Below are 12274 nucleotides of genomic sequence, written 5' to 3'. Positions count from 1 at the left end.
CGCATTTAAACTGTATAACTTAAATAAGTCTAAATCTTGTGGGGTGGGCATCCCTGCCCGCCCTAATATTTAAATTAGATGAGTTTTAGCTTATTTTCTCAACAATAGCTGTATTTGGCAGTTGCTGGTTGTTGTTGAGATGCAGACTTTACCTAAGTATACGTAGACAAATCAAGCAGGATATTGAACTTTTTTAGTTGACTACATGACGTAGATACAGCGTAGCTGAACCTGGGCGCAAATTAGGGTTAATAACTCACTGGAATAAGACATGGAGTTGATGAATCATGAATCCGTTTATGAACAATATCTTTCAGCCTTTTATGAGTAACAATAAATTACCAAACGGACCTGAAGAACCTGAATTATTTCAGTTAATCAATTGGCTTGTTAGACCTTTTGAGTATCTAGAAGAATGTGTAGATAGATATGGCGATATGTTTACTATTAGGGCATTTGGTTTCTCTCCATTGGTATTTATAGGTCATTCTCAAGGAATTCAAGAAATTTTTAGTACCTATGCTAAATCTTTTGATGTCAAAACTACAAATGCTATTCTGCATCCTATAACTGGCGATCACTCCATAGTATTAATGGATGACTCCAAGCATAAAAGAGAGCGTAAATTACTTATGCCTGCTTTTCATGGAGATAGAATAAAATTATATGCTAAAAAAATATGTGAAATTACTGATAATGTCACTTCTTCCCAGGAAATAAATAAACCTTTTCTTGCTAAAAGTCTCATTGAAGAGATTAGCATCAAGATACTTATGGACATATTGTTTGGAATCAGTGAAGAGGGAAAAAGCAAACAATTTTTGTCGGTTATAACTGATTGGGTAAATATCATTGATTCTCCAGTGCAATCGAGTTTGATATTCTTTAAAGTTCTGCAAGTAGACTTAGGAGACTGGAGCCCCTGGGGTAATTTTATCAGAACCAAACAAACAGTTGACAAGTTTCTTCAAGCTGAAATAGAATATAGGCAAACTAACAAAGAAAAACTTGGCGATGATATCTTCAGTTTAATGCTGGAAGCAACTTATGAAGATGCTCAGAAAATGAGCAATGACCATATAAAACATGAATTGTTTACTTTGTTGTATGCTGGATACGAAACAACCGCGACTGCTTTAGCTTGGGCTTTTTACTGGCTCGAAAAATCCCCCCGCGTAAAATTTAAACTGTTGCAAGAAATAGATAGTTTAGGGGACAATCCTGACCCCATGCAGATATCTAATCTGCCATATTTAACAGCTATTTGTCAAGAGACATTGCGACTTTATCCAACATTGCCATTTGCTTTTGGACGTACTGCTAAACAAGACATGGAAATAATGGGTCGTTTTTTTGAAGCTGGGACAACATTTTATCCCTGTATTTATTCAGTCCATCATCAAGAAGATTTGTATCCAAATTCAAAGCGATTTAGACCAGAAAGATTTTTAGAACGTCAATATACCCCTTACGAGTTCATTCCTTTTGGCGGTGGTTCCAGGTATTGTTTGGGTTATGCTTTAGCTATGTTAGAAATGAAACTAATAATAGCTTCAATTGTATCTAAATACAATTTAAAATTAGCTGATAATCAACCTATTCAACCAGTACGTCATTTAAGCACCATCAAACCCTCCAATGGTGTCCCTTTAGTTCTGACTGGGTTTCGCTAATAGGCAAAATTAGTAATACGCACATTCGCAAGTTCAGTATTCTATCTCAAGGATTAAAATAAAATGTCAGACCAAACAAATAGACTCCGCTATTTCAATATTTTGCTTGATTCAATTGAGAAACAAAATCAGGAAGTGACAGAAGCATTTGGGCATCATGTCCATTGGGGTTATTGGGACTCAAACAGTTTACCAGATGGTTCTGTTGAAGACTTTCGGCGAGCAACAGAAAAGTTATCTGTGAAAATGTGTGAAGCAGGTAGAATTACAGATAATCAAAGAGTTTTAGATGTAGGATGTGGATTTGGCGGCACGATAGCCACTATTAATAATAGATATAAAAATATGGATTTAGTCGGTGTGAATATTGATGAGCGCCAGCTAGCCAGAGCCAGAGAACTTGTTTTTCCTGCTGCAACTAACAAGATTGAATTTGTAGAAGCAGATGCCTGTAAGCTGCCTTTTGAGAATAATTCCTTCGATGTAGTTTTAGCTGTTGAGTGTGTCTTTCACTTTCCCAGTCGAGAGCTATTCTTTCAAGAAGCAAAACGGGTACTAAAACCAGGTGGTTATCTAGCGATTTGTGACTTCACTCCGGCAGATATAGTAATGCCTTGGATTGGGATGTTAGATTTTCTGTTTAATGGCTTATTTCCTAGTACTTATGGTCAAAATAACCTTAACCTGAGTAATAATATAACTTTGCACGAGTATGAAAAACTCGCTGAAAAGAGAGGATTTCGTGTTGTGTATGAACACGACATTACCGTGAATACATTGCCTACTTACCCAATTTCTTGTCAAGTAATGCGTAAAGCCTCACCTCCAGGATGGGATACTGAAGTGGATATGCTTCTTACCCAAACTATGGAATGGTTCAGCCGTCAAGGTTTATATCGTTACATAATTTTCTCATTTGAAGCCCTATCTTGATAGATTTGTGGTAAGTATTCAGCTATCAGTAATCAGCTATTCTCTAGAGAGACTGAGTGAGTAACAGGAATGCTCTTCTGTTACTCTTCTGTTATTCTTGCATAGGAAAAAAAGTTTAAAACCTCTCCTAGAAAGGAGAAAAAATCAAACAGTTCCTATTCCTCAATCCTCTCCCTAGAAGTGAGAGGTAATTGTCAATTGTTAATTGCCCATTGTTGAACAAAAAGCCGTCCTAGAAGGACGGGGAACATCAAACCCATTTTTTCGGTAATACCTAATTAACTGCAAAGATTTCGTGAATTACGCCGCCGTCTCCGGTGCGTCCCTTACCGATAGCGACGATATTATTCAGCCATGCGTATCGCTCATCACCTGTCTCAAATAAAGGATTGGTTCTGAGATAGTATCGCTCTTCCGCGCCCTGCGGATCGTCTGGCTTGAAATAATCGACCGCATATTCAAAGTTTTCTGGGCTGGCAAGCATTCGTCCGCCATAAGTCATAAGAATGATTGCCCCATCATGGGTCTTCAGGCATAGACGAACGTCGATTGCGCCAGACCCGTCAGCCCTGACTCTAGCCCAATCGCCACCGGACATCGATATAACCTCACCTTTGAGTTTTGGTCCCTCGAAAGATCCAGATTGGGCCATAAAGATGATACGATGCCCATCTGCTCCCTGTCCGACATCAATCGGCGGTTGAATCTGTATTCTGATCTCAAACAAGAATTCGGTCTTAATCTCGGACATCGGTATCTCCTTGGTGTGCATTGCTATCGGTTGCGTACTAAACCCAGATGTTTGTCCTGGGTATAAACTTGCCATTAGCAGCCCGATTATACAAATGTTGGATACTGTTGATGAATTAGTTCTTATACATTGGCATATCCAATCAAACCATTTTTTTGAAAGATGTTAGTTTCCCTTGGGTCAAACGCCATTCGCCACAAGCAGGAAAACCCGTCTCAGGCTATGGCTTCCCTATCTACCAAAAATTAGGGTTTCAAGTATTAAGTTATATTTCATCAACAGCATCCGTGTTGGTCATAAAAATCAAACTAGAAAGCAGTGCTATATGGAAGCAGCGAAGATGCTAGTTTCTCCAAAGAGTAATTTTTTGTCACGACAAGAGCCTGATTGCGTGTTTATACTGATATTTTCAAAATTCTGCTGATAAGTTAGACTGCTGCGAGTGGCATATAAACTGGTCGATCTGGATCTTTTACAGGAGGTACATTTAACTCCGCTCTCCATTCTGCAAGGGGCTTTTCCCAAGCTTCTTCCCACTTCTGCGCCAGAAAGGGTTTTGCCTGACGCGCTGCCTTGTATGCTTCGTGAACGATATCCATGTAAGTGTCTAAATCCCTGTGCATCTTGATACTATTCAGGATATCTCCGGCGAGCAGTATCGGTCCAACGGGATCGCGGTTTTGGGCGAACTGAAATACTGTAATCCCAATTCCCCCAAAAAGAGTCAGGCCATATCCTGAAACAGTATGCCAAATATCATGGGTTTGTCGCATCCGCAGACTGTAATAGCTCACATCATCTAGAACGTCGACGGGGGGATAAAAACCTGCCGGATAGTTTACTTCTCGCAGGTTATAGGCATAGGCATAGCCTAAGGAATCTTTAGGCAGTTTGATTAATTCTTTTACATCGTGAGTCGGTCCAATATATCGTTCTTCAAAAATTTGAGCGACTTCAGGAATAGACTTCAGATAGGCAATGTGGGAAGTACGAGCTTCCTGCTTGGCGAACGCATCCTCAATATCAAAAATTCCCTGTATATCTACTCCACTACCGATAAAAGAAAAGAAAGCTTGCAGACCTTTGAGAAGTTCTGGAGACGTAAAAACATTGAGAAGTTCTGGAGTAAGATTTTTCAGCAATTCTGGAGTAACTGATTGACTTACATCAGCATCAAGAATAGAGGTAAGTTTTGACATCGGTGAAACCTCAGATAATCAAATTTACACAATAAATTTTATAGCACGAGTGCAGAAATACAGAATGCTAATACAAAACTTTACCTGCCATTATAATTTACCTGGAAATGGTACATTATGCTATGCTTTTCTTGGATGCCGTAGGTTAATAAACACCACACTTCTGCACATTATTTAATCCACATTCCTTGGTCAATGTGAGAAAGTAGAATATGAAAAAGCAAGCTGGATATTTTTCACTGACAGGAGGAGAGGATGAGTTTTGACGCTCAAGAAAATCACACCCAAGAATATAAAACTGTCGAGCTACCCCAAGGAATACTTCACTACAGCGATCGCGGACAGGGACCGACATTAGTCTTTATACATGGGCTTCTGGTGAATGGAAGACTCTGGCGTGATGTTGTATCTCAACTCGAAGGGCAGTTTCGCTGCATTGTACCAGACTTACCTCTCGGCTCTCATATCCAACCAATGAACCCGGATACCGACTTAACTCCACCTGGTATTGCGCGTTTAGTAGCAGATTTTATTACAGCCCTCGATTTAGATAATGTCACCTTAATTGGCAACGATACAGGCGGCGCTATGTGCCAGTTAGTCATTAGCAAGTACCCTGAAAAAATATCAGGTCTTGTATTGAATAACTGTGATGCTTTTGAAATCTTTCCACCGCCGATTTTTAGTCCTCTCCAGTATGCTGCTCACATACCAGGCTTTATCTTTGCATTTGCACAATTCATGGGCTGGAGTTTAGCTCGACAGATGTTGTTTGGACTACTTGCATACAGACCTTTGGAACCAGAAGAAGAGTCAGCATACTTTACACCTTTAATTCGTTTTTCTGGCGTGCGTCACGACCTAACCAAAGTTGTGTGTGGTATTTCAAATAGTTACACTCTGGAAGCAGCCCGTTCCTTTGCCAATTTTAACAAGCCAGTTTTAATTGTTTGGGGTGAAAACGATCTATTCTTTTCTTATCAATTGGCTGAACGCCTTAAAAAATCCTTCCCTAATGCTCGACTAGAACCTGTTGCCAAATCGCGCACTTTCGTACCTGAAGATCAACCTAAAGTGTTAGCGCAGTTGATTACAAGTTTTGTTGTTACTGCATCAGTGAGAGGTTAGAGACCATTGATCAAGTAAATACAGCATATTGCAGATCAATAAGGTACAAATTGTGATCACAAAGCCTTACACCAAAAGGGTTTTACTGCTGACTGCTGAAAGCTGCTGTATTTAGGCAATAAGAGAACGCAGCATAATCAGAATTATCACAGCATATATGCCCGTAAAGCCTTGTCTTAGTTATTTTTTGGAGGTCAAGAATGGCAGTTCTCAAACTAGAAAATGGCACTTTCCACAGTGATTTAATAAACATTGCTCAGGAATTAGCCCCCCTCAATATTCAAATTAATCGCTGGACTGTTGCAGATAACCCCGAATTACAACGTTTATTGGCACAAGATAGCCTGAATGAGCAAGAAAAAGAACAAGTCCTCACAGCTTTAGATAGTTACTTTGAGCAACTACAACAGATAGCCGGTTATCAATCTCGTGATTTGGTCGTTCTTCATCCAGGGATTCCCAACCTTGATGAATTAATGGCAAAGTTTGACAAAATTCATACCCATGCAGATGATGAAGTCCGCTATATCATTGATGGAGAAGCGATTTTTGGCTTTGTACTTCCTGATGGTAGTCAAGTAGAACTAACAGTACAAACCGAAGAATATATCAACGTTCCAGCTGGAACAGAACATTGGTTTTATCTCACTCCAGCAAGGCGCGTGAAAGCGGTACGCTATTTTATAACTACAGAAGGTTGGATACCTCAATATACAGGTAGAGAAATTCGCACCCGCCAACTCCTAGTAAGGTAAATTTAAAAATGAAGTTAACGCCAAAAACAATATATTCCCTGGCATAAAGCTTACGCGAAGCTGCGCTAAAAATTTATGTCCTCACCACCCAGTCCACGCCCATATAAGAAAATAGACTGAAAACCCTTCAGGTTAAGTTTTGGAAGTTAAATCCCATGACAGGCTCAACAATAGCAGATCCTCGTTCACAACTAATTGCAACTGCTCGTTATTTTTACCAACAGGGTTGGATGCTAGGAACTGCTGGCAACCTCTCTGCTCGGTTGTCTGATGGTAGCTTCTGGATTACAGCCAGTGGTAAATCTAAGGGTGAGCTATTATTAAGCGATTTTGTTTGCATTGATCCAGATGGCAAAGTAGAAGCATCAAGCAATAATTTGTTACCTTCCGCTGAAACTGCTATTCATCAGCTACTTTACCGCCTGTTTCCAACATCACAAGCTTGTTATCATATACATTCAATTGAAGGCAATTTGGTTTCTCGCTTGGTTGCAGGAGATACTTTACCTTTACCACCACTAGAAATGCTCAAAGGCTTGGGAATTTGGCAAGAAAACCCCTGTTGTGCAATGCCAATTTTTACCAATCATCAGCAAGTTTCCCAGATTGCTGTTGATATTGAAAAACACTTTGGCGTAAATTTCCCACAAATACCTGCATTGCTGATTCGTGATCATGGTCTCACTGTCTGGGCAGATTCTCTGGCAGCGGCTCGTAATTATATTGAATTATTAGAGTACATATTTCGCTACATTTTAGCTGCCAGTAAGCTAGACATAAATATATGTAGCGACGAGTAACTATGCTAGGACTTACGCACAAGTAACGGAATAAAGTATTCCTTACGGAAACCATCAGGCATACCACTCCAGACACAGAGGATACAGAAAAACAAGGGTTAGCGTAAGTCCTGTATGGAATTATTTTCCCAACATCATCACATCCCAGAACACCTCATCATTGTCAGTGCTGGTATTGAAAGTAATAATACCATGGCATTTACAAGTATTACTTAAGTATAAACCGTAAGTCATACAGTACAACTAAACCGAAAAATTACTAGATAGAGCTTGCTGATAGCGGAGCTTGGTATAGGGGTATTCTTCTCCTTAACATTTATTTTTCGTTTTTTGCGTAAGTCCCATGATTACCTGTCACCTGTCACCTGCTATACGTCACGCTACCCTATCAGCAAAGCCTAGATAGCGGGTTTTAATGTCTTTTATATTTCACTACTAAGTTAATAATAAGAAATATACCTTGATAAATTTACGTATTAATACTTGATTTGATCTTCGTAAAATCATCAATAATAAACATCATAAATGTGAGTAAAATCAGTTTTTTTAGCAGAAAATCTGAAAAAGTTTTCTTGTGAAATTACAGTACCACACTGCTCAAGAATATGTTACTTTTTAAACAATAGAGTAATGAGGTTAATTGTAAAATACATCTTCAGGCAAAAAATGAAAAATCGACGAGATAAAAAAGTACAGAATATTAAGTCTCTGTCTGATAACTTTTTTTCTCAAATCTCACCAGAAGTAGCTACTACTTTTACAAAAGAGCAAATCGAAGCTCTTAACAAATGTTGTCAAAGCTGTGAGTGTAATGAGCGTTTAATCGACTTACGAATATCAGTACTGATTCCTCTACTAAGTTTTTATTTAGTAATATTGGCCGGTGAAGAACGCCGTTCAAAACAAAGGTTGCAATATGAAAGAAGTTTCTCTCCTCTTTGGACTTTTAGTAATAGTTGTTTCTTAATCATGTTTTCGATGATTATTGTAACTGGGAGTATTTCCAGCTTATTTTTCATTAAATCTCTAATTCCTAAAGAACGTCAAGTTGCTTTCCCCACATCAATACCTTGGATCAAAAGTCAAGATGACTGTGAACGAGGAAATAGAAACTGGAAAGATAATAGGTGTTGGGATAGTCAACATAGTCCTGATTTTTAGAACATATTGAGATTAATCAAAAAGGAGAAATATAAAATGATTAATAAAGATCATCAAAATCAAGACGATTATCAAAACGATCCTGTTGTAAAAAGAATTTTAGCTCGTGTTCCTGCTGATATAGCTGCAACTTTTACGGATAGTCAACTGGCAGAATTAAAAAAGGTATTTATAGACCGTGCGAATAAATCATCGTCGGTAGATATGAGGCTCTCAATTCCATTTTTTAACCGCAGATTTTATCTAGTGTTATTAATGGGTAAAGAAAAACGTTCACTACAGCGTTTAAAAAAATCAACTTTCAAGGTCATAAATAGCTTTGTAGGGACAACCTATATTTTAGCAATGATTAGTATTATACTGTTCGGTAGTATCTACTTAATAGAGGAAAAATTGAGAATAGATTCTTTTCTACCTAAGCAAATAGAAAAAGTAAGAGATTCTTTTAATTAGAGTTCTAAAATTTAGTGTATTGTAAGTTAATACAAATACACTGTAAGTAGGTAGGCACGAAAAAACCGAACTATGTAAAGAACAATTAACAAGCTTCAAATACTCTTCCCTCTAGCATAGCTGTCTCCTGCCTCATCCTCAAGGTAAATATTCACGTCCACCTACTTATTGTTTTCTACTAACCCAAGTTGCTAGTCATCTAGTTGAGGCTGGTAATGGGTAATTGGTAATTAATTGTTGATAAAATCACAGTTTTAATCCTGTAGATCCTTAAATCCTGAAAATCCTCTATCCCCTATAGGAGGTGTAAACCATTTCTGACAGTTTCCCTAACTGGCAATTTACGTTACTAAATTTCAGCCTAGTATTTTAATATACTGGCTTAAACAGATTTAACAAGATTTCTCTATCTCATGGAGGAATAAACATACATACCATAAATACTAAATAATTAAATATTCCGATCACCTGACGAACTTTAATACCAAATTCCCTCGTTAATATCTGACAGCGAGGGATTTTTTATTGAGGTTTTTATTTAATGATACCAACACACAATACTGATGAAAAATTTATCTATCTACAGGAGGACTAGAGAAATAGCTAATAAATATTAAATATTAAATAGCCCGATTACCCTACCGGACTTTAGCTCCAAACCTCCTCTTGTTATTAACCGTTCAAGAGGGGGCTTTATTAAATTATCAATTGATAATTGACAATTGATAATTTAATTGTTTCATTCAAGGTTTTAAACCTCCCATTTCCAGGGAAAAACAAAAAAACTTATTCCTTGTTCAATCCGCTTGATTTAGCAAGAGGTAATACTTTTGACTTGTGAACTGTTCTCTCTCTTAAATATGAAATTTATTTGCACGACTACTTAAATGTCTGAACCAGGATTTGTAGGATTAAAGGATTAACATGATTGTATTCAATACTTGTCGGTTAAGGAACCAGGGAAAGAAAAAAACTTTTAACTTTTAACCAAACCAACTTCACTAATTCCCAGTTCACAAAGTGAGCAGTATTGGTATTTTATCTAGTTTTTTCTCTTCACATTGAAAAATCTTAATTCCTGTAAATCCTGATTCATAAACAATTTACGCTTCAATCACCACTCGCAAATTACCGCGTTTTTTCGCAACGCGACAGGAAGTAGTGCTACCAACTCGCTCAAATTCCAAATCAAGAATAGTTGCACCAACACGCAAATTGTGTAACGATAAACGATTGATTGATTCTGGTAAAGCAGGGTCAATAATCCGCAAACAATTATTCTGTGCATCAGGTACTAAATTAACCATCATTTGCAACAATTGAAATATGCTACCCGTAGCCCAAGCTTGAGGAGTACAAGCAACAGGATACTGTACAGGTGCATTATCACCATTCATTTCATAACCACAAAATAGTTCCGGTGGACGTTGATAAGACTGCTGAGAAGTCATATTAAATAAACCTTGGAATAATTCCAAAGCTTGGTCTATTAAACCGAGCGATCGCAATCCTATCGCAATCAGAGAATTATCATGAGGCCAAACCGAACCTATGTGATAACCCATTGGGTTATAAGCCGGTGATAAACTACTTAAAGTTCTAATCCCCCAACCATTAAACATATCAGGCGCTCGCAATCTTTCTGCTACGCTGTAGGCTTTTTCTGGGGTAAAAATTCCCAAAGATAAACAATGGCCAGGATTAGAAGTTATACTATCTACTTGATTTCCTTGTCCATCTAAAGCCAAAGCACAAAAATCCTGATCTTCAATCCAAAAATCTTTGTTAAATCTAACTCGGAGATTTCTAGCTTCATCTTGCCAACGTTCTGCCAAATCTAGACGCTTTTTCATCTTCGCAATTTCTGCTAATTTCATCTTGGCAGCATAGACATAAGCTTGCACTTCACAAAGAGAAATTGAACCCTTAGCTAATTCTCCTTTGCGGTTAACAATACAATCACCAGAGTCTTTCCAACCTTGGTTAATCAAACCACCTTTTGATTTACGCGCATAGCTGAGATAGCCTGTTTGTTGGAGATTGCGATCGATCCAATCCATTGCTGCTAAAGCATTGTGCCACAGTTGCTCTAGAGTTTCTTGATCATGAGTCCAAGCATAGTAATCAGCATACAACATCAACCATAAAGGAGTCGCATCAACTGTTCCGTAATAAGGTGTATGGGGAATTTCTTGACAACGTGCTAATTCTCCCAACCGCAACTCATGTAAAATTTTACCTGGTTCTTCTTCCCGCCAATCATCTTCTTTTTTACCTTGATATTCTGCTAATAGCAGCAAAGTTTCTTTAGCAATTTGAGAATTTAACATCAAAGTTTGGGAAGCGGTAATAATAGAATCCCGTCCAAACAACGTAGAAAACCAAGGTACACCAGCAGAAACAGTTTTATATTTGCCAAAAGATTGACGCAACAAATACATATCTTGTTCAGCCCTTTCAATTACTCGATTGAAAAGACTTTTATCTGAGCTAATACGGGTAATTTGTTGTACCCAATTTTGCTCCTCCATCAACTCAGAAGCTTTTGCTTGCGCCAAAGTAGTAGCAGCACTCACACCAGAACTGGGCTGATTATTGGTTAACTTCTGCAACCGATAACCCAATTTTTTCGTTTCATGGGAAGCTAATTCTAACTTCCAGATTGCAGTGTAACCGTGGAAATAATCTGGTTGTTGATGGTGAAATTGAATGCGGGATTCCATCACCGCATCATCTAAACCTTGATAAGCCAGAATCAGCGACTCTTCCCGATGTGTTTGTGTGGCTGAGGGTACAACACCATTACCTGTCTCTTCTAAATGTATAGGTTCTGCTAACCGTAATAATTTACCCCGCTGTTTGCGGCTATGACCCCGGACTTCAAATAAATCCACAAAATCCGCATCAAAACTGAGACTGAGTTCAAAAGAGATGTTGGTGGTACTGTAGTTAGCGACTTCTATTTCTTCAAAAAGTGCGCCATTGAGTACCAATTCCCGACGGATACCAACAGTATCAGCATTCAAATGCTCATCTATTTTGGGATTAGTACACAAAACCGACAGCGCAAAACCTTTGTCAGCGGTGCTACTCAATAAAACAGGCGATCGCCCCTCAATCTGCAACTCTAAACGACTTAAAAATCGAGTATCAGCGCAAAACAACCCCATGCTGGGATTACCATCAGTCAGGGAACAGCCAGAAATGTTGCCGATTGTATCTGTCACCAAGAATAAATCATCATCTTTCACAGTTAAAGTTGGCTGTGGTCTTTCACTGACAACACAAGGCCATTCTGGGATAGGTAATTGTTCTGCGGGAATAAAAGTTTTTCCATCTAGGATAGTTTTTTCTAGATTCATCAACGTATCCGGTGTCATGAGCAGTTGGGGTGTGGGGTGTGGGGTGTGTGGTGTGGGGT

At 38.4% G+C, this 12274-nt stretch carries 10 protein-coding genes; 7 read left to right on the top strand and 3 right to left on the bottom strand.

The window, feature by feature from the left end:
• Positions 1 to 287: 287 nt before the first annotated feature.
• Positions 288 to 1673: a cytochrome P450 gene (locus A0J48_RS09050; RefSeq protein WP_234300815.1), complete on the top strand. Its 1386-nt coding sequence runs from the start codon at positions 288 to 290 to the stop codon at positions 1671 to 1673.
• A 63-nt stretch (positions 1674 to 1736) separates the two neighbouring features.
• The gene (locus tag A0J48_RS09045) at positions 1737 to 2606 is read left to right on the top strand and encodes a class I SAM-dependent methyltransferase (RefSeq protein ID WP_200322350.1); all 870 of its coding nucleotides are present in this window, start codon (positions 1737 to 1739) and stop codon (positions 2604 to 2606) included.
• Positions 2607 to 2880: 274 nt separating this feature from the next.
• On the opposite strand, the gene A0J48_RS09040 is transcribed toward A0J48_RS09045, so the two are convergent.
• Positions 2881 to 3357, bottom strand: coding sequence for a DUF3237 domain-containing protein (locus A0J48_RS09040; protein ID WP_200322348.1), 477 nt, complete (start codon positions 3355 to 3357; stop codon positions 2881 to 2883).
• 428 nt (positions 3358 to 3785) lie between these two features.
• Positions 3786 to 4556: a Coq4 family protein gene (locus A0J48_RS09035; protein WP_200322347.1), complete on the bottom strand. Its 771-nt coding sequence runs from the start codon at positions 4554 to 4556 to the stop codon at positions 3786 to 3788.
• 255 nt (positions 4557 to 4811) lie between these two features.
• On the opposite strand from A0J48_RS09035, the gene A0J48_RS09030 reads away from it, so the two are divergent.
• From A0J48_RS09030 to A0J48_RS09010, 5 genes are all read left to right on the top strand, one after another.
• Positions 4812 to 5684, top strand: coding sequence for an alpha/beta fold hydrolase (locus A0J48_RS09030; protein ID WP_200322346.1), 873 nt, complete (start codon positions 4812 to 4814; stop codon positions 5682 to 5684).
• A 200-nt stretch (positions 5685 to 5884) separates the two neighbouring features.
• The gene (locus A0J48_RS09025) at positions 5885 to 6439 is read left to right on the top strand and encodes a 1,2-dihydroxy-3-keto-5-methylthiopentene dioxygenase (protein ID WP_200322345.1); all 555 of its coding nucleotides are present in this window, start codon (positions 5885 to 5887) and stop codon (positions 6437 to 6439) included.
• Between the two features lie 155 nt (positions 6440 to 6594).
• Positions 6595 to 7239 (top strand): methylthioribulose 1-phosphate dehydratase, encoded by a 645-nt coding sequence (gene mtnB / locus A0J48_RS09020; RefSeq protein ID WP_200322344.1) that lies wholly within the window; start codon positions 6595 to 6597, stop codon positions 7237 to 7239.
• 666 nt (positions 7240 to 7905) lie between these two features.
• Positions 7906 to 8400, top strand: coding sequence for a hypothetical protein (locus A0J48_RS09015; RefSeq protein WP_200322343.1), 495 nt, complete (start codon positions 7906 to 7908; stop codon positions 8398 to 8400).
• Positions 8401 to 8436: 36 nt separating this feature from the next.
• Positions 8437 to 8853, top strand: coding sequence for a hypothetical protein (locus A0J48_RS09010; protein WP_200322342.1), 417 nt, complete (start codon positions 8437 to 8439; stop codon positions 8851 to 8853).
• A gap of 1103 nt (positions 8854 to 9956) precedes the next feature.
• Here the strand turns inward: A0J48_RS09010 and A0J48_RS09005 are convergent.
• Positions 9957 to 12233 carry an amylo-alpha-1,6-glucosidase gene (locus A0J48_RS09005; protein WP_200322395.1) on the bottom strand — a complete coding sequence of 759 codons (2277 nt, stop codon included), beginning with the start codon at positions 12231 to 12233 and terminating at the stop codon, positions 9957 to 9959.
• Positions 12234 to 12274: the final 41 nt, after the last annotated feature.

The sequence above is a fragment of the Sphaerospermopsis aphanizomenoides BCCUSP55 genome, assembly GCF_001586785.1.
Taxonomy (GTDB): domain Bacteria; phylum Cyanobacteriota; class Cyanobacteriia; order Cyanobacteriales; family Nostocaceae; genus Sphaerospermopsis_A; species Sphaerospermopsis_A aphanizomenoides_A.
Note: the sequence above shows the minus strand (reverse complement) of the source record. Positions and strands in the feature narration are given on the sequence as shown.

Coding starts and splice junctions, on each gene's coding strand:
- A0J48_RS09005 (WP_200322395.1), bottom strand. CDS start 12,233: ATGACACCGGATACGTTGATGAATCTAGAAAAAACTATCCTAGATGGA.
- mtnB (WP_200322344.1), top strand. CDS start 6,595: ATGACAGGCTCAACAATAGCAGATCCTCGTTCACAACTAATTGCAACT.
- A0J48_RS09045 (WP_200322350.1), top strand. CDS start 1,737: ATGTCAGACCAAACAAATAGACTCCGCTATTTCAATATTTTGCTTGAT.
- A0J48_RS09030 (WP_200322346.1), top strand. CDS start 4,812: ATGAGTTTTGACGCTCAAGAAAATCACACCCAAGAATATAAAACTGTC.
- A0J48_RS09050 (WP_234300815.1), top strand. CDS start 288: ATGAATCCGTTTATGAACAATATCTTTCAGCCTTTTATGAGTAACAAT.
- A0J48_RS09015 (WP_200322343.1), top strand. CDS start 7,906: ATGAAAAATCGACGAGATAAAAAAGTACAGAATATTAAGTCTCTGTCT.
- A0J48_RS09040 (WP_200322348.1), bottom strand. CDS start 3,357: ATGTCCGAGATTAAGACCGAATTCTTGTTTGAGATCAGAATACAGATT.
- A0J48_RS09025 (WP_200322345.1), top strand. CDS start 5,885: ATGGCAGTTCTCAAACTAGAAAATGGCACTTTCCACAGTGATTTAATA.
- A0J48_RS09010 (WP_200322342.1), top strand. CDS start 8,437: ATGATTAATAAAGATCATCAAAATCAAGACGATTATCAAAACGATCCT.
- A0J48_RS09035 (WP_200322347.1), bottom strand. CDS start 4,556: ATGTCAAAACTTACCTCTATTCTTGATGCTGATGTAAGTCAATCAGTT.